The 26,580-nt window shown below is 63.2% G+C and carries 25 protein-coding genes and 1 tRNA gene; 16 read left to right on the forward strand and 10 right to left on the reverse strand.

The genetic code is table 11. The annotated features are described in order from the left end of the window. Positions 1-17: 17 nt before the first annotated feature. Entirely contained in the window at positions 18-929 is a 912-nt protein-coding gene (gene gluQRS / locus AC6CIG_RS16385; RefSeq protein WP_127708905.1) for a tRNA glutamyl-Q(34) synthetase GluQRS, read from the reverse strand. 154 nt (positions 930-1,083) lie between these two features. Here gluQRS and AC6CIG_RS16390 point away from each other — a divergent pair, with 154 nt between their 5' ends. After that, positions 1,084-1,731: a DNA-3-methyladenine glycosylase family protein gene (locus AC6CIG_RS16390; protein ID WP_100674197.1), complete on the forward strand. Its 648-nt coding sequence runs from the start codon at positions 1,084-1,086 to the stop codon at positions 1,729-1,731. A gap of 105 nt (positions 1,732-1,836) precedes the next feature. Then, positions 1,837-2,394: an HNH endonuclease gene (locus AC6CIG_RS16395; protein ID WP_003533486.1), complete on the forward strand. Its 558-nt coding sequence runs from the start codon at positions 1,837-1,839 to the stop codon at positions 2,392-2,394. A 2-nt stretch (positions 2,395-2,396) separates the two neighbouring features. Here AC6CIG_RS16395 and AC6CIG_RS16400 read toward each other — a convergent pair whose 3' ends face one another. Further along, entirely contained in the window at positions 2,397-2,927 is a 531-nt protein-coding gene (locus tag AC6CIG_RS16400) for a disulfide bond formation protein B (RefSeq protein ID WP_437412828.1), read from the reverse strand. A 269-nt stretch (positions 2,928-3,196) separates the two neighbouring features. Between AC6CIG_RS16400 and AC6CIG_RS16405 the strand changes: the two genes are divergently transcribed. Together AC6CIG_RS16405 and AC6CIG_RS16410 are read left to right on the forward strand one after the other, a co-directional pair. After that, positions 3,197-3,281 (forward strand) — tRNA-Leu (locus tag AC6CIG_RS16405). A 363-nt stretch (positions 3,282-3,644) separates the two neighbouring features. Next, positions 3,645-5,291 carry an AMP-binding protein gene (locus AC6CIG_RS16410; RefSeq protein WP_127708901.1) on the forward strand — a complete coding sequence of 549 codons (1,647 nt, stop codon included), beginning with the start codon at positions 3,645-3,647 and terminating at the stop codon, positions 5,289-5,291. Between the two features lie 15 nt (positions 5,292-5,306). Here the strand turns inward: AC6CIG_RS16410 and AC6CIG_RS16415 are convergent, their stop codons facing one another. From AC6CIG_RS16415 to secA, 4 genes are all read right to left on the reverse strand, one after another. Next, positions 5,307-6,578: a GNAT family N-acetyltransferase gene (locus tag AC6CIG_RS16415; RefSeq protein ID WP_127708899.1), complete on the reverse strand. Its 1,272-nt coding sequence runs from the start codon at positions 6,576-6,578 to the stop codon at positions 5,307-5,309. 3 nt (positions 6,579-6,581) lie between these two features. Then, entirely contained in the window at positions 6,582-7,970 is a 1,389-nt protein-coding gene (locus tag AC6CIG_RS16420) for a lipopolysaccharide biosynthesis protein (RefSeq protein ID WP_437412829.1), read from the reverse strand. 153 nt (positions 7,971-8,123) lie between these two features. Beyond that, on the reverse strand, positions 8,124-9,323 hold the full coding sequence (gene cml / locus AC6CIG_RS16425) for a CmlA/FloR family chloramphenicol efflux MFS transporter (RefSeq protein ID WP_127708897.1): 1,200 nt from the start codon (positions 9,321-9,323) through the stop codon (positions 8,124-8,126). 238 nt (positions 9,324-9,561) lie between these two features. Further along, positions 9,562-12,273, reverse strand: a complete 2,712-nt coding sequence (gene secA / locus AC6CIG_RS16430) for a preprotein translocase subunit SecA (protein ID WP_127708895.1) — start codon at positions 12,271-12,273, stop codon at positions 9,562-9,564. Positions 12,274-12,517: 244 nt separating this feature from the next. Here secA and AC6CIG_RS16435 point away from each other — a divergent pair, with 244 nt between their 5' ends. The 6 genes from AC6CIG_RS16435 to AC6CIG_RS16460 all read left to right on the forward strand — a co-directional run bounded on the left by AC6CIG_RS16435 (position 12,518) and on the right by AC6CIG_RS16460 (position 17,017). Further along, positions 12,518-13,372, forward strand: coding sequence for a peptidylprolyl isomerase (locus tag AC6CIG_RS16435; protein ID WP_018096951.1), 855 nt, complete (start codon positions 12,518-12,520; stop codon positions 13,370-13,372). Positions 13,373-13,525: 153 nt separating this feature from the next. Next, positions 13,526-14,767, forward strand: coding sequence for a bifunctional glutamate N-acetyltransferase/amino-acid acetyltransferase ArgJ (gene argJ / locus AC6CIG_RS16440; RefSeq protein ID WP_127708893.1), 1,242 nt, complete (start codon positions 13,526-13,528; stop codon positions 14,765-14,767). Between the two features lie 73 nt (positions 14,768-14,840). Further along, positions 14,841-15,659: a GNAT family N-acetyltransferase gene (locus tag AC6CIG_RS16445; RefSeq protein WP_164866782.1), complete on the forward strand. Its 819-nt coding sequence runs from the start codon at positions 14,841-14,843 to the stop codon at positions 15,657-15,659. 5 nt (positions 15,660-15,664) lie between these two features. After that, complete coding sequence (locus AC6CIG_RS16450) at positions 15,665-16,072, forward strand: (deoxy)nucleoside triphosphate pyrophosphohydrolase (protein ID WP_437408101.1); 408 nt, start codon at positions 15,665-15,667, stop codon at positions 16,070-16,072. A gap of 264 nt (positions 16,073-16,336) precedes the next feature. Then, positions 16,337-16,657 (forward strand): hypothetical protein, encoded by a 321-nt coding sequence (locus AC6CIG_RS16455; RefSeq protein ID WP_003533504.1) that lies wholly within the window; start codon positions 16,337-16,339, stop codon positions 16,655-16,657. Between the two features lie 186 nt (positions 16,658-16,843). Beyond that, a complete protein-coding gene (locus AC6CIG_RS16460) occupies positions 16,844-17,017 on the forward strand; it encodes a Flp family type IVb pilin (RefSeq protein WP_127708887.1) in 174 nt (57 codons plus the stop codon). A gap of 110 nt (positions 17,018-17,127) precedes the next feature. Here AC6CIG_RS16460 and AC6CIG_RS16465 read toward each other — a convergent pair whose 3' ends face one another. Further along, entirely contained in the window at positions 17,128-18,024 is an 897-nt protein-coding gene (locus tag AC6CIG_RS16465; protein ID WP_127708885.1) for a methyltransferase domain-containing protein, read from the reverse strand. A gap of 194 nt (positions 18,025-18,218) precedes the next feature. Here AC6CIG_RS16465 and AC6CIG_RS16470 point away from each other — a divergent pair, with 194 nt between their 5' ends. From AC6CIG_RS16470 to AC6CIG_RS16485, 4 genes are all read left to right on the forward strand, one after another. Continuing rightward, the gene (locus AC6CIG_RS16470; protein ID WP_127709213.1) at positions 18,219-18,965 is read left to right on the forward strand and encodes a ComF family protein; all 747 of its coding nucleotides are present in this window, start codon (positions 18,219-18,221) and stop codon (positions 18,963-18,965) included. Between the two features lie 20 nt (positions 18,966-18,985). Then, entirely contained in the window at positions 18,986-19,270 is a 285-nt protein-coding gene (gene grxC / locus AC6CIG_RS16475; RefSeq protein WP_026168806.1) for a glutaredoxin 3, read from the forward strand. A gap of 98 nt (positions 19,271-19,368) precedes the next feature. Next, complete coding sequence (locus AC6CIG_RS16480) at positions 19,369-20,226, forward strand: carbon-nitrogen hydrolase family protein (RefSeq protein ID WP_437412832.1); 858 nt, start codon at positions 19,369-19,371, stop codon at positions 20,224-20,226. Then, a complete protein-coding gene (locus AC6CIG_RS16485) occupies positions 20,223-20,651 on the forward strand; it encodes a DUF1178 family protein (protein WP_127708881.1) in 429 nt (142 codons plus the stop codon). Before AC6CIG_RS16480 ends, AC6CIG_RS16485 begins: the two co-directional genes overlap by 4 nt. A 12-nt stretch (positions 20,652-20,663) precedes the next feature. Here AC6CIG_RS16485 and ubiG read toward each other — a convergent pair whose 3' ends face one another. From ubiG to AC6CIG_RS16500, 3 genes are all read right to left on the reverse strand, one after another. Then, positions 20,664-21,410: a bifunctional 2-polyprenyl-6-hydroxyphenol methylase/3-demethylubiquinol 3-O-methyltransferase UbiG gene (ubiG, locus tag AC6CIG_RS16490; protein WP_127708879.1), complete on the reverse strand. Its 747-nt coding sequence runs from the start codon at positions 21,408-21,410 to the stop codon at positions 20,664-20,666. 108 nt (positions 21,411-21,518) lie between these two features. Next, the gene (locus AC6CIG_RS16495; protein WP_018096964.1) at positions 21,519-21,926 is read right to left on the reverse strand and encodes a DoxX family protein; all 408 of its coding nucleotides are present in this window, start codon (positions 21,924-21,926) and stop codon (positions 21,519-21,521) included. Between the two features lie 18 nt (positions 21,927-21,944). Next, entirely contained in the window at positions 21,945-22,490 is a 546-nt protein-coding gene (locus AC6CIG_RS16500; protein ID WP_018096965.1) for a dihydrofolate reductase family protein, read from the reverse strand. 355 nt (positions 22,491-22,845) lie between these two features. Between AC6CIG_RS16500 and AC6CIG_RS16505 the strand changes: the two genes are divergently transcribed. Both AC6CIG_RS16505 and ptsP read left to right on the forward strand, forming a co-directional pair. Next, positions 22,846-24,120 (forward strand): aspartate kinase, encoded by a 1,275-nt coding sequence (locus AC6CIG_RS16505; protein ID WP_003533520.1) that lies wholly within the window; start codon positions 22,846-22,848, stop codon positions 24,118-24,120. A 190-nt stretch (positions 24,121-24,310) separates the two neighbouring features. Next, positions 24,311-26,578 (forward strand): phosphoenolpyruvate--protein phosphotransferase, encoded by a 2,268-nt coding sequence (ptsP, locus tag AC6CIG_RS16510; protein WP_018096966.1) that lies wholly within the window; start codon positions 24,311-24,313, stop codon positions 26,576-26,578. The last annotated feature ends 2 nt before the right edge of the window (positions 26,579-26,580 follow it).

Genomic DNA, 26,580 nt, shown 5'->3' on the forward strand with positions numbered 1-26,580 from the left:
GCCGCGGATTTCTCTTCTCATCGCTCGCCGAGAATCATGGACCTGACATCCGCAGGCCTGTGCCCCGAAGCCCTGAAGGAGGCGATGCCGGTGTCGCTGTTGCTCTTCGACAGTTTCCGTCCGTCCGGCCCGAGAACGAGGCGATGATGGTGATAGACCGGCTGCGGCAGGCCGAGAAGTCTTTGCAGCAGGCGATGCACCGAAGTCGCGTGGTAGAGGTCGCGGCCGCGCACGACATGGGTGATCCCCTGCAGGGCATCGTCGACCACGACCGAGAGATGATAGCTCGACGGCGCATCCGAACGCGACAGGATGACATCACCCCAGGCGGCCGGATCGGCGACGACCGAGGCCGCTTCGCCCGATTGGGCTTCGCCCGATTGGCTCGATCCCGTTTCTCGCCAGGTGAGTGGCCCGCCGGCCCGCCGCAGGGCCTCTCCCATGTCGAGACGCCAGGCATAGGGGCGGCCGCTCGCCAGGAGAGCCGCCTGCTCGTCCGGCGTGAAGCCGCGCTCGCGGCCGGGATATAGGGGTGTCCCGTCCGGATCGCGCGGCCACGCTTGCCCCTTCGCCTCTGCCGCGGCCACCGCCGCCCTTATTTCACCGCGCGTCATCACGGCGGGATAGACGAGGCCCATCGCGTTCAAGCGCTCGAGCGCAGCGGCATAGACGCCGAGATGTTCGGATTGGCGCCGCACCGGCTCTTCCCAATCGAGACCGAGCCAGGCGAGGTCCTCGAAGATCGCCGCCTCGAATTCCGGCCGGCAGCGCGTCCGGTCGATATCTTCGATCCTCAGCAGGAAACGGCCGCCCATGGCTGTCGCCATGTCGTGATTGAGGATCGCCGACAGGGCGTGGCCGAGATGCAGGAGACCGTTCGGACTCGGCGCGAAACGAAAAACCGGTTGTTCTGGTCGTGAAATCGGCATTCTTTTCCTTTGCCATGGAAGCGTTGTAAAGATCACCCGCTTTCTACAGGGCCGTGCGTCTTCCTGCGCACCAAGGGCTCTGTAGCACTTTGAATTCCTGCATGCTTCGTCCGTAAATCGGCGACGATCCCGGACACGTGCAGTGGGAGGATGCATGCGGATCATCCGGACACACGAGGATATAGAGGCCGGTCTTGCCGGTCTGGTGATGCTCGATGCCCGGCTCGAACACGTCATCGACAAGGCGGGGCCGGTACCGTTGAGGCGCACCGACCCCGGTTACCGCGGCCTCGCCAACATAATCGTCTCCCAGATGGTCTCGAAGGCGAGCGCGGCGGCGATCTGGAACCGGATGGAGGCCTCGCTCGGCGAGATCAGCGCAGACGCGGTGCTTGCGCTCGACGACGAAGATTGCCGACGCTTCGGCTTGTCCCGGGCCAAGGCCGATACGCTGAGAAGGGTCGCCGCTGCCGCAATTGCGGGCGAGATCGATCTCGATGCCATCTGCAATGCCGAAGCGGTCAAGGCAATTCACGAACTGACGGCGATCAAGGGCATCGGCCGTTGGACCGCCGAGGTCTATCTGCTCTTCTGCGCCGGCCATCCGGATGTGTTCCCGGCCGGCGATGTCGCCCTGCAGAATGCCATCGGCCATGCGCTTGGGCTCGAACTGCGACCGACGGCAAGCGAGGTCGACTCGCTCGCGGGCGGCTGGTCGCCATGGCGCAGTGTCGCCGCGCGGCTTTTTTGGGCCTATTATGCGCAGGAGATGCGCCGCGATGCGCTTCCCGTGACGCCTTGAAGAAAAAAGCGGATCCTTTGCTCCCTTTTCTTTGTGGCTTCACAATCCTGTCGCAACGCGCCTAATATAGAAGAGGCAGATGCCGAATCGCTCAGGAGAATACGCTTGACGATTGCAGTCTCACCTCAGGCCCTGCCGGCGCTCGTGTTGAACGCCGACTATAGGCCGCTGAGTTATTATCCCTTGTCGCTCTGGTCCTGGCAGGACGCGATCAAGGCGGTCTTTCTCGACCGTGTGACTATCCTCGCCGAATACGAACACTCCGTCTCGTCGCCGAGTTTCTCGATGCGGCTGCCGAGCGTCGTCTGTCTGAAGAGCTATGTCCAGCCGTCACGCCACCCGGCCTTCACCCGGTTCAACGTATTCCTGCGGGACAAATTCGAGTGCCAGTATTGCGGCTCGCCGGACGACCTGACCTTCGACCACGTGGTCCCGCGTGCGCATGGCGGCCAGACCACCTGGGAAAACGTCGTCGCCGCCTGTTCTCCCTGCAACCTGCGCAAGGGCAGCAAGCTGCCGAAGCAGGCCGGCATGTTCCCGCACCAGAAGCCCTATCACCCGACGGTTCAGGATCTGCACAATAACGGCCGCCTTTTCCCGCCCAACCACCTGCATGACAGCTGGATGGATTATCTCTACTGGGATGTCGAGCTGCAGCCGTAAGGTTAAGACGCCCGACCCTGAGCTGATGCCTTCAAGGCACCACGCAGAGCGATCCCCGCGAGGATCAGGCTCGCAATGACGTTCCAGCCTGCGAAAGAAAGCCCGAGCACGCGCAGCGCCGCATCCGTGCAGGAGGGCGCGTGCTTCGCATCCAGATCACCGAGCAGGTCGCCGACATCGGAAGAAATGCCTTGCGCCGTGGTGGCGCAGGTCGAGGGGCCTTCCCAGAAGTGCCACTCGGCGCCTGCATGGTACACACCGAGGCCCGCACCCACCAGCATCAGTATGCCGACGCCGAGGAGCAGCGTGCGGGTGGTCCAGCCGGGCAGCTTCAGCACGCTGGTTGCGATGGCGAGAACTCCGAGCGGAATGCCGTAATAATAGGGATCGCGCTGAAGCAGGCACAGCGCGCAGGGGATATAGCCGCCGATATGCTCGAAGCCGAGCGCACCGCCGACGGTCGCCGCCATGCCGATGGTGACGAGTACGGCACAAATGAGTTGCCGGCGCTGAGCGAACGAAACTGCAAACATGCACACCCCTCGGCGCGCGGAGCGGCGAACATGCCGCCCGGGCGCCAGTGAAATCGAACGCCGCCTTCTTAGGCAGGATCGCCGGCTCTGTAAATCGGGTCGCATGTTCGGCCGCCTGCACGCTTTTGTGATCGTATGGAGCAGCCGGCGGCCCTTTTCGTGGGAGCACTCGGCCAAATTCACACGATCGGCGAAATTCGCAACTTCGCGGTTGACCGGCCCGAAATCGATCGTGTAAATCGCAAGCGCTGATATCACGCATGCCTCTAGCCCCATTGGCGGAATTGGTAGACGCGCTCGACTCAAAATCGAGTTCCGAAAGGAGTGCTGGTTCGACTCCGGCATGGGGCACCACAACTACCTTATCGTGTTGGTTTCATTGCGCTTTTTTCTTCTGGCGTCTGATAGTCCTCGCGCCATTCGCAAAACCTTCATCTTATTCTGATCTGTTTTCCGTCTATTCTGCTGGAATATTCCTCGGTTCTCGGCGCGACCAATAGCTGCGCCGCGGGCCAAAGTGGATAAGGCAATCGATCAATCGTTCAAAGACCGCGGCATCGAGCAATAACGTCGATGGCCGATCGAACCGGAAAGAACGCACCGACCCCGGTGCGTTCGCCTCTCCCCGAAATCCGCGCCCACGGTCGGCACCGCCATTGAATTCCCCCGCGCTCAAATGCTAGCTGCATTGCAGCAAAACCCAGCTGCAGCAAGCTCATGCTACCGAAGATCGAAGACTATGACGAACTCTACGGCGAATTCCGCTGGCGGATACCCGATACCTTCAACATCGGCGTAGCCGTCAGCGACGCCTGGGGTGCGCGGGAGCCGGAGCGCGTCTGTCTCCAGCATTTCAGCTCGGACGGCGCGCATCTTGCGTTGACCTATGGCGCCTTTGCCGCCCGTTCGTCCGCTTTTGCCGGCGGACTTGCCGCGCATGGGGTGAAGCCCGGCGATCGCGTTGCCATCCTGCTGCCGCAGGGGTTCGAACCGGCGATAGCCCATGCGGCAATCTACAAGCTGGGTGGTATCGCGCTGCCGCTGGCTCTGCTTTTCGGCGCCGAGGCGCTTGCCTACCGGCTGAAGGATGCGGGTGCGGCAGCGATCGTCACCAATCGCTTCGGCCTTGAGCGGCTAACGGCGATCCGGGAAGAGCTGCCGGATTTGCGCCTGGTGGTGCTTTCCGAAGAACAGCACGAATCCGGCACCGTGCGGTTCGGTGAACTCGTGGCCCGGGAGGGCCGATTCGATCCCGCGGAAACGAAGCCGGACGATCCCGCTCTGATGATCTACACTTCGGGGACCACCGGGCCGCCGAAGGGAGCTCTGCACGGCCATCGCGTGCTGCTCGGCCATTTGCCGGGGTTCCAGTTCCATCACCACTTCCTGCCGCAGCCTGGCGACCGGATGTGGACGCCTGCCGACTGGGCCTGGGCGGGCGGTCTCCTGAACGCTCTGCTGCCGTCGCTTTTCTTCGGCGTGCCAGTGGTATCCTCGCCGGCGCAGAAATTCGATGCGCATACCGCGTTCCGGATCATGGAGGAAATGGATGTGCGCAACGCCTTCATCCCGCCGACGGCGCTCAGGCTCCTCAAATCCGTCGAGCGGCCGCGCGATCGCTACGCGCTCAAGCTGCGCACCGTCGGTTCGGCCGGAGAGGCGCTCGGGCGGGAGACCTTCGAATGGGCGAGGGCGGCGCTCGGCGTCGAGGTGAGCGAATTCTACGGCCAGACGGAATGCAATATCGTCATCTCCTCTGCGACCGATCTCGGCGTGGCGAAGCCCGGCTCCATGGGCAAGTCGGCACCGGGTCATCAGGTCGCGATCATCGACGGCGAGGGGCGGGTTCTGCCGCCCGGCGCGGTCGGGCAGGTGGCGATCAGGCGTCCCGATCCGGTGATGTTCCTCGGCTACTGGCGCAACGAAGAGGCGACCGAGTCCAAGTTCATCGGCGACTGGATGACAACCGGGGACCAGGGCGCGATGGACGAAGAGGGCTATTTCACCTTTTTCGGACGTGACGACGACGTCATCACGTCGTCAGGCTATCGCATCGGCCCGGGCGAGATCGAGGATTGTCTCGCCGGGCATCCGGACGTGCAGCTCGCCGCGGCCGTCGGCAAACCGGACCCGCTCCGGACCGAGATCGTCAAGGCCTATGTCGTGCTGAAACCCGGCGTCTCTGCCGGCGACGAGACCGCGGCAGGGATCCGCGACTGGGTGAAGAACAGGCTGTCGATGCATGAATATCCGCGCGAGATCGCTTTCGTCGACAGCCTGCCTTTGACCACCTCGGGCAAGGTGATCCGCCGGCTTCTGCGGGAGAAGGCGGCGGCAGAGGCGCGCGCCGCGTCCGGCGGCTGATGTTCGGTTGAAAGATCAGCGGCCTGCCAACGCCCGGATCTTTTCACGCAGCAGCCGGGCCATATTTCGGGTATTGCGATAAAGGTGGAGCTGCGCGGCGACCTGACGCACGTCGCGGTCGCGGTTCTGTGCCAGCCCGATCACGAGCGTGCCCATTTCCTCTCGCTCCTGCCACAGGCGGCTCATCACCGGATGATCGGGCACGGCGCAGGAGTCGGAGCGGATGATATTGGCATCGTCGAGATGCCACTCCGTGAGCTCCGCGACAAGGAGCTTGCCCGGAGAGTATTTCGCATAGCGCTCGTCATAGGCGGTCTTCCAGGCATAGGCTTCGCCGGCCATCAGCAGAACGACGATGGTCGCGATCGCCTTGCCGTCAAGATCGAGCGTGTGAATGCGGACGCTGTCGGCCTCGGCCAGATTGTTTACCGCTTCCCTCGCGAAAGCGGCGCGGAACCGGTCCATGATCATGGCGCTGCGTTCGCGGCCTTTCCAGCCGGACGCTTCGAGGACCAGGAACTCCTCCATGCGCAGGCGGATCTCATCGGGTTGGCGCGCGACATTGTAGGCCAGCGATCCCTGCTTCGCGAGATTGTTCCACTGCCGCTTCAGCTCCCTCAGGCGCTGGGGGCCCGCGGCCTCGCGCAAATAGGTGGGGCCGTCCAGCAGGCTTTCGAGCATCGGCCGGCTGAATGTATCCGTCACCGTCAGCGGCAGGTTTTCGCCGATCGCGACGGCACGGGCAAGCTGCGCAAATTTGCCGTTCAACCTGATGTCCGGAAGCACGAGCACCGGCGGCAGGCCGGCGGAAGGCGCGGCCAGCGCTTCGTAAAGATTGCTGATCGTCTCGGCCGCGTCTTCGGCATCGAGGAGGGGCGTGCCCAGCGGCCCGAATGGATTGGACCAGGCGCGAATAATGGTCGCGCCGATCGAAAAACCCGGCTTCTCTATCGAGAACGGCATGAGAAAGCGGATGCGGCTTCTCTGCTCGCTTTGGTCGCGGATGACCGCAAGCCGGATTACCCGGTCCTCGAGGCGCGGCATGGCCGGCGCGAGAAAGCGCCCGGTAAAGAAGACGTTCTGCTCGATGGCGCGATTGGAGAGAAAGTCGAGCTCCCGCTGCAGGTCGTATCCCGCTCTCGCCGGATAGACCGCGAGGTGCCGTCCGGGCCTTCCGACCATCAATGTCCGCTCGGACTGCAACGTATCGGAACCCGATTGCGCGAGGCTGCCAAGCAGGCGGTTGGCGCTGCCGTTCACGTCTGCGGGAAGGACATTGCCGATCATGGCTCAAATCGCCTCGTTCTTGTTGTTCACGCTCCCCGCGCCGGCAACGGCCAGCAGGGGAAAGCCGAAAGTGCGCCTTACGGCGAAATGCAGGATGGCTGCCTCCACGAACATCGCGCCGGCAGTGGCGGCCGCTGCGCCCGTCAGGCCGAAGACCGGGATGAGTGTCACGTTCAAGGCGATGTTGACTCCGAGCGCGGCCGCATAGAGCAGGACGCAGAGCTTTTGCCGCCCCGCCATCGTGAGCAGCGTTTCGGCGGGTCCGACAAAGGCCTTGGCGAGAATTCCCGTCAGCAGGATCGCCATCAAGGGGGCGCCCGCCGTGAACGCCGGGCCAAACAGCGAAAGCAGGGTGTTGCCGGCTGCGAGTACGCAGCCGCCGATCGCCAGGGACGGCCAGAAGGACCAGCGCGCGCTTTCGACGGCGATTTCAGCCAGCTGCCTGCGATCGCCCGCGGCCATTGCCGCAGAGAAACGCGGACCTGCTGCCGCCTTGACGGCGAACATCACGAAATGGACGAGCGCCATGGTCTTGGCCGCCGCAAAATAAACCGCCACATCGTCGGGATTGAGATAGAGGCCCACGATGACGACGTCGGAATTGGTGAGCAGGAAACCGAAACCGTCGACCAGAAAAATGGGAAGGGAGACGCTGAGCCACCGCCCGAGCTCGATCTTCATCGGCCCGCGCACGTAATGGCGGCGGAGCCGCCATGCCATCGTCACGAATTGTCCGAGCGTGGTGACATAGGCCGCCCCCAGCGCAGCGCCCATGGCTGTCGTCGCATCGCGCGGAAGCCCGGCGGCGATCGCGATGACCATGAAACCGAGGATCAGCAGCGGCCGCACGAGATAGGTCGGGCTCATCGCGACGATGGGCCAGCTATGCGCCCGCGCGGTGCCGTCCAGTACGTCGCCGAGCGCGATCATCGGCAGAGTGAACAGGCCGAGATAGAGGGGAATCACATAGTAACTTTCGATGGCGGAGCCGAAGAGCCAGAGGCCGGCTCCGCCGACTGCGGCGAGAACGGTCGCGGAAAGCATCGAAAAGACCCGCGCCGTCGTGGTCAAACCGCGGATATTCGCAAGCGCCGCGGTCGTATGGTATTCCGGCAGAAAGCGGATCACGGTCGCATGGAAACCGAGGCAGGACAGGTTTCCGAAGAGGACGACCAGCACCCAGACGAAAATGAAGATGCCGTATTCGAACTCGCCGACGAGGCGCGCAAGGACGATTTGCGAGACGAAGGCGATGGCTGCGCTGACGATACGGATCAGAAAGGCGATGAGCGCCACGCGCTGTGCACGGTTCCTGGGATCGTCCCCTGCAAGAAGCGACGCGAGGCCGTGCAAAAGAAGAGGCAGGCGATATCTCAGCGCCGACGGCAGCATTCGTCCGGCCGATTGACATACCGCCATGAACACGAGGACACCCTGACATTACGCAATACTGGGCTTCACTTCTGTCAGATCAGCGTTAACAAAGGGTTCAGCACCCTCGCTTGAGGGCGTGGAAGCCGGGCTTTTGCCCGACTTCCTCTTCAATCATGCCTGGGCGTGCCTTCTGGACTGCAACTGCCGGCGCGCGATCAGCACGACACCGGCCATTGTCGAGGCATAGACCACGAGCGGCCACGCGCTGTCGCCGGGCAGTCCGATCACGAGCAGTGTTCCCGCCGTCCCGACGATGAGGCTTTGGACGCAGAAATAGACTGCGACCGCCGAACCCGCCATGTATGCGAACCCTTCGAGCGCGCCGTTTGCAGTTACCGATCCGGTGAAGACGATGCCGACCGCCATGACCCACATCGACGCGACGAACGTCCAGGACGAAGGGGTGCCGAAGCTCTGCCCGGCGGCCAGGAGCGCCGCCCCGAGAAGCAACATGCACATGCCCCGCAGGAGGCTGCCCGAAGTTCCCCATCGGGAGACGAACCGCCTGGCAAAGCGCGCCGTGATGATCATCACGATTGCTACAGTTGCAAAGGCGAGGCTGAACTGCAGCTCCGAATATCCTGCCCTGTCGATCAGAACGCGCGGAGAGGTGGAAAAGAACACGAAAAACGTGCCCATGGCGGCGCTGAAGCCGAGGGTATAGGTCCAGAAGGCGAGGCTGCGGAAAAGAGGCCCGAATGCGCGCCGCGGCAGCGCTGCCGCCGAAGGGCGGGTTTCATGCCAGCGAGGCAGTGCCTGCACCAGCGCGATTACGGCAAATGCACCGAGCGTAACGAAGATCGAGCGCCATCCGAACCTCTCCGCCAGCATGGCGCCGCCTATCGGTCCCAGAGCGGGAACGAATGCCAGAATGGAACTGAACAGGCTGTAGATAACCGCGCTTTCCGGGCGGTCGGCATAGACGTCCCGGATCGTCGCAAAGGTGGCCACCAGGGCCGCAGATGCGCCAACCGCCTGCAGGAAGCGGAAGGCGACGAATGGTATGGCGCTGGAGGATGCCGCAAGGCAGAACGACGCCGCGGCGAACAGCATCGCTCCGCCGATCAGGACAGGCCGCCGTCCGATGCGATCGGAGACGGGCCCGAAGACGATCTGGCCGAGGCCGAGCATCACCATATAGAGGCTCAGCGTGAGCTGGACCACGGCAGGACTGGTCCCGAGAATACCGGGCATCGCCGGAACGATCGGGAGATAGATATCCATGGCCAGGGAGGCGAGGATATCGAAGGGCGCCATCAGCAGCAGCGCTGCCGGCAGCGAATAGCGCCAGACATGAGGTTTTGTAGGCATGGAAAGACATCCGCTCAAATGAGGAACATTCGGCGGCGGTCTGCCTTCGGCACGGGGGTCGGCTCGACAGACGCCGCAACAACAAGGAAAAAGCGTTGTTGCGGCTTACTTGTCCGAGGACTTTTGAGCTCCCATGCTACGGCTCCATGCGCATCTTGAGGTGAGGTAAGTTGCCTGCCATGTCAGTGGCAGGCAGACAATCGTTCGCGCGCCCGACCGGACGCGCAGCACCGCGCGGTCAGGCTTCGTAAATGCCGTGGCAATGCTTGTATTTCTTGCCCGAGCCGCACGGGCAGGCTTCGTTGCGTGCGACTTTGCCCCAGGTTGAAGGGTCGGCCGGATCGCGGTTCGCAGGGGCGACCGCCAGCAGCGTCTCCCCGGCCTGCGCGAAGTCGTCCTCGCCGGTCAGCGGATCGATGTGGTGCGCCTGCATCGGTGGCAGCGGCTGCGGTTCCTCGGGCGCCTCGCGGACCAGCTCGACGCGCATCAGCTGTGCCGTGACCGCCTGACGCAGATTGCCGAGCAGGGCTTGGAACAGCTCGAAAGCCTCGGACTTGTATTCCTGCAGCGGATCGCGTTGGGCGTAGCCGCGGAAGCCGATGACCGACCGCAGGTGGTCGAGGTTGACGATATGCTCGCGCCAGAGATGATCGAGCGTCTGGAGGACGACGGAGCGCTCGACATATTGCATGATTTCGGGGCCGAAACGCTCGGCGCGCTCGGCAGCCGCCTTGTCCACTGCGGCAGTGATGCGCTCGCGGATATCGTCCTCGGCGATGCCTTCTTCGGCGACCCATTCGGCGATCGGCAGGTCGAGATTGAAATACTGCTGGACGTCGGCCTTCAGCCCCTCGGCATCCCATTTTTCGGCATAGGCCCGCTCCGGAATGCGTTTGGCGACGATTTCCTCGATCACTTCGTTGCGCATGTCGGTCACCGTATCGGTGACGCTCTCCGCGTCCATCAGTTCGATGCGCTGCTCGAAAATGACCTTGCGCTGGTCGTTGAGCACATCGTCGTATTTCAGGAGATTCTTGCGGATGTCGAAGTTGCGCGCCTCGACCTTCTTCTGGGCGCGTTCGAGCGCCTTGTTGATCCAGGGATGGACGATTGCCTCGCCTTCCTTCAGGCCGAGCTTCTGCAGCATTCCGTCCATGCGGTCGGATCCGAAGATGCGCATCAGATCGTCCTGAAGCGACAGGTAGAACTTGGAGCGGCCCGGGTCGCCCTGGCGGCCCGAGCGGCCACGCAACTGGTTGTCGATGCGGCGGCTTTCGTGCCGTTCGGTGGCAAGAACGTAGAGCCCGCCGGCGGCGAGCGCCTTTTCCTTGAGCTTCTGAACCTCTTCCCGGATCGCCTTTTCGCGCGCTTCGCGCTCCGGGCCGGGCTCGACATCGGCCAGCTCCTGCTGGATGCGCATGTCGGGGTTGCCGCCGAGCTGGATGTCGGTGCCGCGGCCGGCCATGTTGGTGGCGATCGTGACCGCGCCGGGGACGCCGGCCTGCGCGACGATATAGGCTTCCTGCTCGTGGTAGCGGGCGTTCAGCACCTGGAACTTGGAGAAGCCGCTCTTCTTCAGCATATCGGCGAGAAGTTCGGATTTCTCGATGGAGGTGGTGCCGACGAGCATCGGCTGGCCGCGCTCATGTGCAGATTTGATCTCGTCGATGATCGCCTTGAATTTTTCGCCGACGGTGCGATAGACCTCATCGTCCTCGTCGACGCGCTTGATCGGCAGGTTGGTCGGCACCTCGAGAACTTCGAGGCCGTAGATGTTGCCGAATTCCTCCGCTTCCGTCGCAGCCGTACCGGTCATGCCGGCAAGCTTGTCGTACATGCGGAAATAGTTCTGGAAGGTGATCGAGGCGAGCGTCTGGTTTTCGGGCTGGATCTGCACCTTTTCCTTGGCTTCGAGCGCCTGGTGCTGGCCTTCGGAGTAGCGGCGGCCGGGCATCATGCGGCCGGTAAACTCGTCGATGATGACGATCTCGCCGTTGCGTACGATGTAATCCTTGTCGCGGGTGAAGAGCTTGTGGGCCTTGAGCGCGTTGTTGACGTGGTGAACGATCGCCACGTTCTCGATGTCGTAGAGCGACTCGCCCTTCAGCAGGCCGGCCTCGCGCAGCATGTTCTCGAGCTTCTCGGTGCCTTCTTCCGAAAAATTGGCCGAGCGCTGCTTCTCGTCGATTTCATAGTCTTCCGGCGACAGGCGCGGAATGAACTCATTGATGGTGTTGTAGAGATCGGAGCGGTCGTCGAGCGGGCCGGAGATGATCAGCGGGGTGCGCGCCTCGTCCACCAGGATCGAGTCGACCTCGTCGACGATGGCGAAGAAGTGGCCGCGCTGCACCATCTGGGAGCGCTCGTACTTCATGTTGTCGCGCAGATAGTCGAAGCCGAGCTCGTTGTTCGTCGCATAGGTGACGTCGCAGGCATAGGCGTCGCGGCGCTGTTCGTCGGAGAGACCGTGGACGATGACGCCGGTGGTCATGCCGAGGAAGCCGTAGATGCGGCCCATCATGCCCGCATCGCGCTGGGCGAGGTAATCGTTGACGGTGACCACATGCACGCCCTTGCCGGCGAGCGCGTTGAGATAGACCGGCAGGGTGGCGACGAGCGTCTTGCCTTCGCCGGTCTTCATTTCCGCGATGGCCCGCTCATGCAGGATCATGCCGCCGATCAGCTGGACGTCGAAGGGGCGCAGCCCGAGAACGCGGAGCGCAGCCTCGCGCACGACCGCAAAGGCCGGCACGAGAATGTCGTCCAGGGTCTTGCCGCCGGCGAGCTCACTGCGAAATTCCGCCGTCTTCGCCGCCAGGGCCTCGTCGCTCAGCGCCTTCATTTCGGCTTCGAGAGCATTGATGGCGTCCACCCGGCCCTTGTAGCCGCGGACGCGGCGATCGTTGGCGGAACCAAACAACTTGCGGGCAAAGCCGCCGAGACTGACCATGCAAATGGTCCTTTCCTTATTTGTCGCCTGGGGTTTCAGGCGAGCGGTCGAAAAACCGCGTCACGCCGCGAAACGCCCGGAAACTGTTCTGGACGCGAGGTTGCGTGACAGATAAGAGGGGGGTCGGATTATGTCAACGCACTTGCACGGCCGGACGGCTACAGAACCGCCACATTCTGGTTGTTGTGCAGCCCCTGGGGCCGGAGCCAATCGCGCTGGCGGCCAATGGTGAAAGGTTAGAAACATGTCTAGATACAAGACCCTTGCGGCCGCGGCACTGGTCGCGGTGATCGCGGCGGGTGTCGCCCGCGCCGAAGGGACCGACCCGGTCATTGCCAAAGTCGGGGACCAGGAAATCCACCAGTCGGAACTTGATCTCGCAATCATGAGCCTCGATCCGCAGCTCCAGCGGATGCCCGACGAGCAGAAGCGCGCAGCAGCACTTTCGGCCGTCATCGACGTGAAGCTTCTTTTGAAGGACGCCGAGAAGGAAGGGCTTCAGAACGACGAGGCGTTCAAGCAGCGCGTCGCGTTCCTGACCGAACGCGAGTTGCACAACGCCTTCTTCAAGAAGCACGTGGTCGATGCCGTAACGGCGGAAGAAGTGAAGGCGCGCTACGACAAGGAAGTCGCAGCGATTCCGCCGCAGGAAGAGGTCAAGGCCCGCCATATCCTCGTCAAGACCGAAGACGAGGCGAAGGACGTCATCAAGGAACTCGACGCGGGCAAGAACTTCGCCGACCTTGCCAAGGCCAAGTCCACCGACCCGAACAAGGAAGAGGGCGGCGATCTCGGCTACTTCACCAAGGGCCGCATGGTACCTGAATTCGAGACGGCCGCCTTTGCGCTCGAAAAGGGCGCCTATACGAAGACACCGGTCAAGACGCAGTTCGGCTTCCATGTGATCCTCCTCGAGGACAAGCGTCCCCAGGCTCCGCCGACACTCGAACAGGTCGAGCCGCAGGTTCGCCAGCTCGTCATGCGCGACAAGTACCTCGAGCTTCTGAATTCCGCCAAGGAGAGCACTGCCGTCGAAATCTCCGATCCGGCGCTCAAGAAGGCCTATGACGAGGCCGGCAAGCCGCAGGAAACCAAGTAATTACGGCCGGGCGGCCTCTTAGGGAGGCGGCCCCCGAGCGGAGGTCGCTCGCATTTGCTCCGCTCCGCCTTCAAAGATCCGGATGCCCGACGGCTGAATGCCGTTCGGGCATTTCGCACAACGTTCGAGGCTTCTGAAAAGCAGGTTCAATCCATGTCCGGTTCCGTCTCTCCGCTTGCTCCGAAAACCTTTGCCGAAATGCCGGCCCTTCGCGGCGTACGCATGGCGACCGCTGCCGCAGGGATCAAGTACAAGAACCGGACCGACGTGCTGATGATGCTCTTCGACCGGCCGGCATCCGTGGCGGGCGTGTTCACGCGGTCGAAGTGCCCCTCAGCTCCGGTCGACCATTGCCGGCAGAACCTGCCGGGCGGCATTGCGCGCGCCGTCGTCGTCAACTCCGGCAATGCCAACGCGTTCACCGGCAAGAAGGGCCGGGAGGCGACCAGGCTCACGGCCGAGGCCGCGGCAAAGGCCGTCGGCTGCAGCGAGGCGGAGGTCTTCCTGGCGTCGACGGGCGTCATCGGCGAGCCGCTCGACGCCACCAAGTTCGCCGGTGTTCTCGATAAGCTTGCCGCGTCCGCTACCCAGGACTTCTGGTTCGAAGCGGCCAAAGCGATCATGACGACCGATACCTATCCGAAGGTTGCCACCCGCAGCGCCGAGATCGGCGGTGTCAGGGTCACGATCAACGGGATCGCCAAGGGCGCCGGGATGATCGCGCCCGACATGGCGACCATGCTCTCCTTCGTCGTCACCGATGCGGACATTGACCCGGCGGCGCTTCAGGCACTGCTTCAGGCAGGCGTCGAACCCACCTTCAATTCGGTGACGGTCGACAGCGACACGTCCACCTCCGACACGCTGATGCTGTTTGCGACCGGTGCGGCGGCGGACGACGGCCAGGCTAAGGTCGAGGACGCGGCCGACCCGCGTCTCGACGGGTTCCGTGCCGCGCTCGGCGATCTGCTGCGTGATCTGGCGTTGCAGGTCGTGCGCGACGGCGAGGGCGCGCGCAAGATGGTCGAGGTGACGGTCGAGGGCGCGGAAAACGATGCCGCCGCCAAACGCATCGCGCTTTCGATAGCCAATTCGCCGCTCGTCAAAACGGCGGTTGCGGGCGAGGATGCCAATTGGGGACGCGTCGTCATGGCGGTCGGCAAGTCGGGAGAGATGGCCGAGCGCGACCGGCTGGCGATCTGGTTCGGCGATATCCGCGTCGCAGTCGAGGGCGAGCGCGATCCGGCCTATTCGGAAGCGGCCGCGACTGCGGTCATGCAGGGCGAGACCATTCCGATCCGCGTCGATATCGGTCTGGGTTCGGGCCGCGCCACGGTCTATACCTGCGACCTGACCAAGGAATATGTCGAAATCAACGGCGATTACAGAAGCTGACACGGTTGAGGCGTTGAGAGCGGTTGCGGCCGGACGGCCGCGCGCTCTTCCCGGCCCCGCAGCATTCAAGGCTATGGACATGACAACGAACGGCAGAGAGCCGCCCGGCAACGGGGCGGGGAACGGGGAAACGGTCGCGGTCGATTTACCGAGCGTGCGGCGGCTGGAGGCGGTCGGTTTTCGCGCCTGGCCGGCCTCGTCGGTGCAATATGACGGCAGCTGGCTTATCCGTCTGACGGCGGGGCACCCTTCCAAGCGCCTGAATTCCGTCAACCCGCTGGATCCGTCCGACTATCGCGATATAGCCATCCGCCTGGAGAAGGCGCGCCGGCTTTTTGCGCAATCCGGCCGCACCCTTACGGTTCGTCAGACGCCGCTGACGCCGCCGAAGATGATCGACCATATGGATGGCGAGGGCTGGACGTCGTTCGCGCACAGCCTGGTCCTGACGCTCGACCTGGTGGATCGCGATTTCAGCGAAGGCATCGACCATCTTCCGATCAAGGATATCGGCCGTTTCGTGGACGCCCGCATCCTGATCGGCGGGGATCCTCCGGAAGCCAAGCAGGCGCTGACCGGGATCATCAACGCCATCAAGCCCGAGTGCGGCCTGTTCCTGTTCGAGGACCGTAAGACCGGGCCGACGGCGGTGTCGCTCGTCGTCCACGACAACGATCTTGCCGGGATCATGCAGTTCGCGGTTGCCGAAGCGGTGCGCCGACGCGGCGTCGGCAGCGCTCTCCTCGACGCCTCGCTCCGTTGGGCGCGTCTCAAGGGCGCAAAGAAGGCCTGGTTGCAGGTGGAGGCCGACAACCAGGCTGCGATCGAGCTCTATCGCAAGGCCGGTTTCACCGAGGTCTACCGCTATCTCTATCGAACGCCGAAGGCCTGACGGACATGCAGGGTAGGAAGATCGTGCTCGTTGCCGCCTGCGCGCTCGTCGATTCCGATGGACGCGTTCTGCTGGCGCAACGCCCGGAAGGCAAGCCTCTCGCGGGCCTGTGGGAGTTCCCGGGCGGTAAGGTCGAGAGTGGCGAGACCCCGGAGGAGACGTTGATCCGCGAGCTCGAAGAGGAGCTCGGCATCCGCACCAAAGTCGCCTGCCTGGCGCCGCTCACATTCGCGAGCCATGGCTACGACGACTTTCACCTCCTGATGCCGCTTTACATCTGCCGTCGCTACGAGGGGTTTGCCGAAGGCCGCGAAGGCCAGGCTATCAAGTGGGTGCGCCCGAAGGTGTTGCGCGACTACGCCATGCCGCCCGCCGACGAGCCGCTGATCCCGTTCCTGATGGATTTGCTCTAAGAGCGCTTGCGGGAACAGTGTGTAACGGCTTTCCGTGCGGACGTGCGTAGCTTCGAAGTTGGAGCGTCAAGAACGGCGCTGTTGGTGCGCAATCCCGCGAAATTCGATAATTCGTTAATCGAACGTTTATCACCCTTGGGGCAAGATGGGGTCAGTTCCGGCGCGCGTCACTTCGACGGCGCCGTTTTCGGGCAGGTGTGGTCAGGACGAGGCTTTGGGAAGGGTGCTTCGCCCGCCGCTCTTTACGTGTTGCATGAGGCTGGGATGGTGGACGAGGATTTCTGGAGGACGGTTCAGGACAAGGATCTGGTGACGAGCCAGTCCCGCCGGACGGGCGTGCTCAATCTGTCGCTGCTGTTCGGCACGGCGGTCATCGCGCTGACGCTCATCCTTACGCCAATGCTGTCGTCCAAGAGCGACAAGCGAATGCTTGCAAACACGCCGATCGACTACGACAACATCTCGACGGGCTCCATACCCTCGGGCGGTACGGCCAAGCGCTACACCGTTCGGCGCAGCGTGCTTCAGGAGATGCCGGGTGCCGTCTGCATCATCGACGCCGATGGCAGCAGGAGTGGATGCTGATCGCAGCGGAGCGCCGAAAGGCGCCGCTTGCGGTTGGCCTGTGACGAGGCGACGCCTCGTTTGCCGTTGAAACGTTGCGTGCTTGCGTTGAAGCGCCGAAACGCCTCGACCTTTTGAAACGACGCACTTCCGGACGGAAACCGCTATACGCTTTTCCGGCAAGTGCTCTGAGCGGCTGGAGGACCAATGGAGACGCTGAGACGCCTGTTTCGAGACCACGACGGCGCTACGGCGGTGGAATACGGACTCCTGGCCGCGCTGATCTCGGTCGGCCTTCTCATCGGCCTGCAGAATTTCTCCGGCGCACTGCTCGGCATGCTGACCTTCGTCACCAACACGATCGAGGCGGCCTGGACCTAAAGCATTTCACGTGTTCATAGAAACGCTGAAATGCTCCAACCATTTGATTAACGTACTTCCGGACGGAAAACCGTTACGCACTTTTCCTGGAGGTGCTCTAAGAGCTCAGATCACGGCTCGCCGTCATCCTTGAGTTTGTGCTCGCTCGCGCCAAGCGCGTCGGACAATCTCTGCTTCGCCGAGCCGGGTTTGAGCGGCTTCTGCTGACTCTCGTGCGGCGCCCAGCCCGAAAGATAAATGATCGAGAAGGTCGCGCGGATGCGCCCGTCCGGATCGGAGAAACGCTGCGCGTAGATTTCTGCGGCTCTGAGAAAGAAGCGCCGCGGCATCGGCTTGCGGTTGCGCGAAGCCAGCGGGTTCGTCATGCCCATTGCGCGCAAGTCGCGGATGAGGCCGAAGAGCGAATCGTAGCGGACGGTGTACGTCTCGGTATCCGCCACCGGCAGGGCAAAGCCCGCCCGCTGCAGAAGGGCTCCCATGTCGCGCACGTCGGCGAAGGGGATTACCCGTGGGCTTGCCCCGCCCGTCAGTTCCGCCTCGGCTGCGAGAAGCGCCTCGCGCAGTTCCTGCAGCGTGCCGCTGCCGGGTATTGCGGCAAGGAACAACCCGTCGGGTTTCAGCACGCGGCGCGCCTGGATGAAGACGCCGGGCGTATCATTGGTAAGATGGAGCGACAGTGGCGACACGAGGAGACTGAGCGACGCCGGGTCGGCCGGGATACGCTCCAGAGGTGCTTCCGTCACCGGCTCGTCGGCCGAACCGAAGGCGCTGTCGGTTTCCACCCGCTCGATCGCGCCGACCTTGCCGGTCGTGGAAAGGCTGTGCGCGGCGGCACCCGTATAGCCGTGCAGCTCCATGGCCGTTTCGAACTGCCGTTCGACGACGCTTACGCGCTCGGCAAGTTCCTGTGCGACGATGTCGAGCAGGAAGCCTGCCTTCTCGTCGGCCTGGCGCAGTGCGCGCCGGCGGTGTGCCTCGACGAGGCTCTGGTCAAAGATGATTTCCACGACAGTCTCTCCGAAATCGCGGGGTGCGACAGAAACCCTACAGCGCCGCGTGTCTTGTCGGACGCGCAGAGGCCGCTGCAGCGCTTTAATACTTGCTGCACCCTTCGTCCTCTGCTCAGTTAGGGTCTAACGCGACAGACAGCAACACGAATCAAGTCAAGCGCATGAAACGGGAAGGGCAGGAAAACCGGGCGGTGGATTGGGCGGGCATGCTCCGCCGGATTGCGGCCCAGGCGGTCGATCTCGTCTTTCCGCCCGTCTGCTCGGGATGCGGCCGGCTGACCGGCCATGCCCATGCCGTCTGCGCTTCCTGCTGGGCAGGCATGCCGCTCATCGAGCGGCCCTATTGCGAGGTTCTGGGCTTGCCCTTCGCCTATGATCCTGGCGAGGGCGCGGTTTCGCCCGAGGCCATCGCCAATCCTCCGGTCTTCGACAGGCTGCGCTCGGTGGCCATTCACGAAGGAATCGTCCGCGATCTCGTGCATGGCTTGAAATACCGTGATCGCACCGACCTTGCGCCCATGATGGCCGAGTGGATGATCCGCGCCGGCGACGGTGCCGTGGCAGCGGCGGACATGGTCGTGCCGGTTCCGCTCCATGCACTCCGCCTCTGGAGGCGCAAGTTCAATCAGGCGGCGGAGCTTGCACGCGTCATTGCCGAACGTTCCGCAAGAGCCTATCGACCGGATGTTCTTCGCCGCATCAAGCGCACGAGCCGCCAGGTCGGGCTTGGCGCCAGGGCACGCGAGGAGAATGTCCGCGGCGCCTTCGCAGTCCCCGAAGGCGCGAAGCGGGAGCTCGCGGGCAAGCGCATCGTTCTCGTAGACGACGTCTATACGACCGGCGCGACCGTTGCCGCTGCGACACGGGCGCTGAAGCGTGCGGGCGCCGGAGACGTCACGGTTTTGACCTTTGCAAGGGCCATGTCCGGTCCTATATGACAAGAAATGTCCGGCGATCGATGCCGGTGAAGGAGCAGTTGGAGACCATGGCTTCGGTCGTCATTTATACGCGTCAGTTCTGCGGCTATTGCACGAGGGCGAAGAAACTTCTGGAAAGCAAAGGTGTCGACTTCACCGAGTATGACGCCACTTATGCGCCTGAACTTCGTCAGGAGATGATGGAAAAATCCAGGGGCGGCAGGACCTTCCCGCAAATCATCATCAATGATGTTCCCGTCGGCGGCTGCGACGAGCTGCATGCGCTCGATCGCGCCGGCAAGCTCGACGATATGCTCGCGGCCTGAAGTGGAATGTCACGACTGTCCTGCCCATCCGAAAAAGAGATGAGTGCTGCGATGCCGGATCGTTCTGATCCAGAGTTCCGCTTGGGAGAAAGAAAGCGATGACGTTCAAGGCTGCCGCCGTCCAGATGTGCTCCGGTGTCGATCCCGCACGAAATGCGGAGACGATGGCGAAGCTGGTTCGCGAAGCGGCTTCGCGGGGTGCAACCTATGTCCAGACGCCGGAGATGACCGGAGCGGTCCAGCGCGACCGGACGGGTTTGCGGTCGGTGTTGAAGGATGGGGAGAACGACGTCGTCATTCGCGAGGCATCCCGGCTTGCCCGCGAGCTCGGCCTCTACCTGCATGTCGGCTCGACGCCGATCGCTCGCGCGGATGGAAAGATTGCCAATCGCGGCTTCCTCTTCGGGCCTGACGGCGCGAAGATCTGTGACTACGACAAGATCCATATGTTCGACGTGGATCTGGAGAATGGCGAGAGCTGGCGCGAGAGCGCCGCCTACCATCCGGGTAGTACCGCGCGTATCGCGGATCTCCCCTTCGGCAAACTCGGCTTTTCGATCTGCTACGATGTCCGTTTCCCCGAGCTGTTTCGTCAGCAGGCCGTGGCCGGAGCCGAGATCATGACGGTGCCGGCTGCGTTCACGCGCCAGACCGGCGAAGCGCATTGGGAAATCCTGTTACGCGCTCGGGCCATCGAAAACGGGCTCATCGTTATTGCCGCCGCTCAAGCGGGCACGCATGAGGATGGCCGGGAAACCTTCGGCCACTCGATGATCATCGATCCCTGGGGCAGGGTGCTGGCCGAAGCCGCTCCGACCGGCGAGGAAATCATCGTCGCCGAGATCGATGTGGCGGCGGTGCACGCGGCGCGCGAGAAGATTCCCAACCTCAGGAACGCGCGCAGCTTCGTGTTGGATGAGGTGGTTCCGGCGGGAAAAGGAGGCGCTGCAGCGTGATCCACTACAATCTTGGCTGTGACGAGGGCCACGACTTCGAAGGCTGGTTCTCCTCGAGCGACGATTTCGACCGGCAGGTCGAGCGGCGCCTGGTCGCCTGCCCCAGTTGCGGTTCCGTTTCCGTCAGCAAGAAACTGATGGCGCCCGCCGTCTCAACGGCGCGCAAGAAGGAGGCGCGCCGCGAGCTGGTGATGGATCAGGCGCAGAAGGAAGCGGTCGCCAAGCTCAAGGAACTGGTGAAATCGATCCGCGAGAACGCGGAAGACGTCGGTGAGCGCTTCCCGGACGAGGCGCGCAAGATTCATTACGGCGAAGCCGACCAGCGCGGGCTGATCGGCAAGGCGACGGCGGAAGAGGCGATTGCCCTGATCGAGGAGGGAATCGAGATCGCCCCACTGCCGGTGCTGCCGGACGACACCAACTGACGATAACAGGGCTCAGATCGGCCGTTTCGCCACGATCATGTAATTGACGTCCATATCCTTCGACAGGTTCCACTGATTGGCCAGCGGATTGAAGAAGACGCCGGTGCGGTCGGCAATCTCCATGCCGCTTGCGGCGAGAGGCTTTTCGAGCTCCTCCGGCCGCACCAGCTTTTCATATTGGTGGGTACCGCGCGGCAGCCAGCGCAACACGTTTTCGGCCGCGAAGATCGCGAGTGCTGCCGCTTTCAGCGTGCGGTTGATGGTTGCGACGAACATCAGGCCGCCCGGGCGCACCATATGCGCGCAGGTGGTCATGAAGAATTCGACGTCCGCGACATGCTCGACCACCTCCATGTTCAAAACGACGTCGAAGCTCTCGCCGGCTTCGGCAAGGGCCTCGGCCGTTACGGCGCGATAATCGACGCTGACGCCGCTGCCGGCCGCATGCGTTTTGGCGATGCCGATGTTCTTTTCCGAGGCGTCGGCCCCGACGACGTCCGCTCCCATCCGGGCCATCGGCTCGGAAAGAAGCCCGCCGCCGCAGCCGATATCGAGGACTCGCAGCCCTTCGAGCGGCTGCCGGCTTTTCGGATCGCGGCCGAAATGCTCCGAGACCCTGCCACGTATATAGGCGAGGCGCACGGGATTGAATTTGTGCAGCGGGCGGAACTTGCCGGTCGGATCCCACCATTCGGCCGCCATGGCCGAGAAGCGGTCCACCTCGCTCTGGTCGATCGTCGTGCGCGCCGTCTCGCTCATGAGAGCCTCCTTGCCTCGTTCTTTCGGTGCCGCGCGTCCTCATCGGGCGCGCAAAGCTCGCTGTAGCTCATCGATCCGATGCTGAAGTCGGACGATCGGCGGGGGATGTCAAGGGCCTGAGGCTCGCACCCGGCGAGCGTCAAGGCTCCAGGCGCCCGCGCCGGCGAAAACCAGATAGAGATAGATGAAGCTGAAGAGAATTGCGGCGCTGCCCATATTGTTGGCGGGCCACATGTTCATCGGTGCATGAAAGCCCCAATAGGCGACGGCCATCATGCCCGACAGGATGAAGGCCGCCGCGCGGGTGAAGAGCCCGACGAGCACCAAAGCGCCGCCGGCGAGTTCCAGGATGCCGGCCACCAGGAGGATCGGCTTCATTTCCGGCGGCGGCAGCGGATGGGTCGATGCCGGGACCTGGAAGAGGAGCACCATGCCGGCATGAACGAAGAGCAGAGCGGTCACGATCCTGAGCAGGGCGAGCGCCTGCGGCGCATAGATGGAAAGACGGTTCTCCATAGCCTCCTCCTTCGCCGATCACGCCAATTCCGGCCGGTAATGCAGGATGACGACACCGGACTTCAGAGGACGGACCTGAGTAAGCTCGAGCTTCGTCCGCTCGGCAACGTTTTGAAAGAGGGGTGTGCCCTTGCCGAGCAGCACCGGATTGATGCCGAGACGGTATTCATCGACGAGTCCTTGAGCGATCAGCGTCGAAGCGAAATCGGCGCTGCCGAAGATGAAGATTGCGCCGCCTTCGCGTTCTTTCAGGCGCCTGACCTCGTCGGCGGCATCGCCGGAAACAAGGGTCGTGTTGTTCCAGTCGGCGCTCCTGAGCGTCCTGGAGAAGACGTATTTCTCGACGCCGTTCATGAAGGCGGCGATATGATCCTCCGACGAGGGCCAATAGGCGGCCATGAGTTCGTAGGTGGTGCGGCCGAAGAGCAGTGTGCCGGCCTCGAACTGCGTTTCGCGGATATAGGCGTCGAGTTCGTCTTCGAAAACGAACCAGCCGATGTCATGCCCCGGCGCCTCGAAAAACCCGTCGACACTGACCATGTCCCACATGATGACTTTGCGCATTGTCCTTCCTCCCATTGGGCGGCCACCGCCCTGCGTCTGAAGTGAGATTGGCAGAACCAGTATCGAGATGCAAGCGGTTTTGAATCGATATCGGTTCTCCCTGAGCGAGAGTTACGCTCTTGGCCACCGCGCTGACGGCCATTGCACGCAGCCCGCTGATCCGCTAAGAGACGCCGCGACTTTCCGCTCCCCGAGGCGGTGACTGGCCGATGTCCGAGAAGTCTCCTTCAAGCTTTTTGATCGTCAGGCGCCGGCGGGGGCGTTTTCCTGTCGCGTCTACGGCGACGCGCGTCTTCTTGGACGCTCCAAGGTCGCCGCATTGGGCGCGCAAACATGGTGGTACGGTAGAGGCGAAATGGCACGCATCGTGATGAAATTCGGCGGGACCTCCGTCGCAGATTTGAACCGCATCCACAATGTCGCCCGCCATGTGAAACGCGAAGTCGATGCCGGCCACGAGGTTGCTGTCGTGGTTTCCGCCATGTCCGGCAAGACCAACGAGCTGGTCGGCTGGGTCGAAAACATGCCGAAGGTCGCGGGCTCGAACGCCCCGTTCTACGATGCGCGCGAATATGACGCGGTCGTCGCCTCAGGCGAACAGGTGACCTCCGGCCTGCTCGCGATCGCGCTGCAGTCGATGGGCATCAACGCCCGCTCGTGGCAGGGCTGGCAGTTGCCGATCAAGACCGACAACGCCCATGGTGCGGCCCGCATTCTCGAAATCGACGGCGCCGACGTCATCCGACGCATGGGCGAGGGTCAGGTGGCGGTCGTCGCCGGCTTCCAGGGTCTCGGCCCGGACAACCGCCTGGCGACGCTCGGCCGCGGCGGCTCGGACACCTCCGCCGTCGCGATCGCAGCCGCCGTCAAGGCCGATCGCTGCGACATCTACACCGACGTCGACGGCGTCTACACGACGGACCCGCGCATCGAGCCGAAGGCCCGGCGTTTGAAGAAGATCGCTTTTGAGGAAATGCTGGAAATGGCGTCTCTCGGCGCCAAGGTGCTGCAGGTACGCTCGGTCGAGCTCGCCATGGTGCACAAGGTACGCACCTTCGTGCGTTCTTCTTTCGAGGACCCCGATGCGCCGGGCATGGGTGATCTCATGAACCCGCCCGGAACGCTGATTTGTGATGAGGATGAGATCGTGGAACAGGAAGTCGTAACCGGCATCGCCTATGCCAAGGATGAAGCACAGATCTCGCTGCGCCGCCTGGCCGACCGGCCGGGCGTTTCCGCCGCGATCTTCGGGCCGCTTGCGGAAGCCCATATCAATGTCGACATGATCGTCCAGAACATTTCGGAAGACGGCTCGAAGACCGACATGACCTTCACCGTACCGTCCGGCGACGTCGACAAGGCCCTCAGGGTTCTGGGGGATAACAAGGAAAAGATCGGCTATGACGTCATTCAGTCGGAGTCGGGCCTCGTCAAGGTCTCGGTGATCGGCATCGGCATGCGCAGCCATGCGGGCGTCGCCGCTTCCGCGTTCCGGGCACTGGCCGACAAGGGGATCAACATCAAGGCGATCACCACCTCGGAAATCAAGATCTCCATCCTGATCGACGGACCTTACGCCGAATTGGCCGTTCGCACTTTGCATTCCGTCTACGGTCTGGATAAGAGTTAAACGGCAGGCATTTGATTTGGGATTCGCGACCCGGCGCCGCGCGTCTGAAAAGGCACGGAAGACGTCGCTTTAGTGATTGGAACTGCTGCATGAACTTGTCCTCGGATCGATTTCGCTTCGAGGATGCATGCAGAGGCCGCGGCGTCCCGCATGGGCCCGACGTTTATTCTTATTCAGGAGACCCCACGCGATGAGAGACCTTTCCGCAGGTCCGCGCGTTCTCCTCAAGCGGTTGCGCGAGCTCATGGCGGAACCGCTCGAGCCGCAGGAGCGCCTTGACCGGATCGTGCGCCAGATAGCGCAGAACATGGTTGCGGAAGTGTGCTCGGTTTACGTGCTGCGCTCCGATGGCGTGCTCGAACTTTACGCGACCGAAGGCCTGAACAAGACGGCGGTGCACCTGGCGCAACTGAAGATGGGACAGGGCCTCGTCGGCACGATCGCCGCTTCGGCGCGGCCGCTCAATCTCTCCGATGCCCAGTCGCACCCGGCCTTCACCTACCTGCCCGAGACGGGCGAAGAGATCTATCACTCTTTCCTCGGCGTTCCGATCCTGCGCACGGGCCGCGCGCTCGGCGTCCTCGTCGTGCAGAACAAGGCGCAGCGCAACTATCGCGAGGACGAGGTCGAGGCGCTGGAAACGACCGCCATGGTGCTCGCCGAGATGGTTGCGACCGGCGAGCTCAAGAAGATCACCAAGCCCGGGCTCGAGCTCGATCTGTCCCGCCCGGTGACGATCGAGGGCAACAGCTACGGCGAAGGCATAGGACTCGGTTACGTCGTCCTGCATGAGCCTCGCATCGTCGTCACCAATCTGCTCAACGAGGACACGGAGCAGGAGCTGCAGCGGCTTGCGGAAGCGCTCGGGTCGCTGCGCATCTCCATCGACGACATGCTGTCGCGCCGCGACGTCTCGATGGAGGGCGAGCACCGCGCGGTGCTGGAGACCTACCGCATGTTCGCCCACGACCGCGGCTGGGTGAGAAAGCTCGAGGAGGCGATCCGCAACGGCCTGACGGCGGAAGCGGCGGTGGAGCGGGTGCAGAGCGAGACCAAGGCGCGGATGATCCGGCTGACCGATCCGTATCTGCGCGAGCGGATGCACGATTTCGACGATCTTGCGAACCGGCTGTTGCGCCAGCTTTCGGGTTATGGCGCCAAGCTTTCGGCTGCCGATTTCCCCAATGACGCGATCGTCGTCGCGCGCGCCATGGGCGCTGCGGAGTTGCTCGACTATCCGCGCGAGAACGTGCGCGGCCTTGTGCTGGAGGAGGGGGCGGTCACCAGCCATGTGGTCATCGTCGCCCGCGCCATGGGCATTCCGGTGGTCGGCCAGGCGGCAGGGGCAGTGGCGCTCGCCGAAAACCGCGATGCGATCATCGTCGACGGCGACGATGCGAAGGTGCATCTGCGGCCGATGGCCGATCTGCAGCGCGCTTACGAGGAGAAAGTGCGCTTCCGTGCGCGCAGGCAGGCGCAGTTCCGCGCTCTCCGGGATGTCGAGCCTCTGACGAAGGACGGCAAGCGCATTACGTTGCAGATGAATGCCGGGCTGCTGGTCGACTTGCCCCATCTGAACGAGGCTGGTGCCGAAGGTATCGGTCTCTTCCGGACCGAACTGCAATTCATGATCGCTTCGACCATGCCCAAGGCCGAGGAGCAGGAAGCTTTCTACCGCAACGTCATGAAGCAGACGGCGGGGAAGCCGGTCACATTCCGGACGCTGGATATCGGCGGCGACAAGGTCGTTCCCTATTTCCGTGCCGCGGAGGAGGAGAACCCGGCGCTCGGCTGGCGCGCCATCAGGCTGTCGCTCGATCGGCCGGGTCTCCTGCGTACCCAGTTCCGGGCAATGCTGAGAGCGACGGTCGGCGCCGAGCTCAAGATGATGCTGCCGATGGTAACGGAAGTCGCGGAGCTGAAGAGCGCGCGAGAACTCCTGCAGAAGGAGATCGAGCGCCAATCGAAGCTCGGCGAACAACTGCCGCGCAAGCTGCAGTTCGGGGCGATGCTGGAAGTGCCGGCGCTGCTTTGGCAGCTCGACGAACTGATGGCCGAAGTCGATTTCGTTTCGGTCGGCTCGAACGATCTCTTCCAGTTCGCCATGGCGGTCGACCGCGGTAATGCCCGTGTTTCCGAACGTTTCGACATTCTCGGCCGGCCGTTCCTGCGGATTCTCCGGGAGATCGTGCGGGCCGGCGAGCGCAACAACACGCCCGTGACGCTTTGCGGCGAGATGGCAAGCAAACCGCTTTCGGCCATGGCGCTGCTCGGGCTCGGCTTCCGGTCGGTTTCGATGTCGCCGACGGCTGTCGGGCCGGTAAAGGCAATGCTCCTGGCGCTCGATGCCGGCAGGCTCAACGAACTCCTTGAGGCGGCGCTCGACGACGTCAAGTCCGACACGTCGATCCGCCAGCTCCTGGTCGATTTCGCTGCGGCGAACGGCATACCGGTTTAGAT

It is taken from the genome of Sinorhizobium sp. GQ132, from assembly GCF_059758575.1.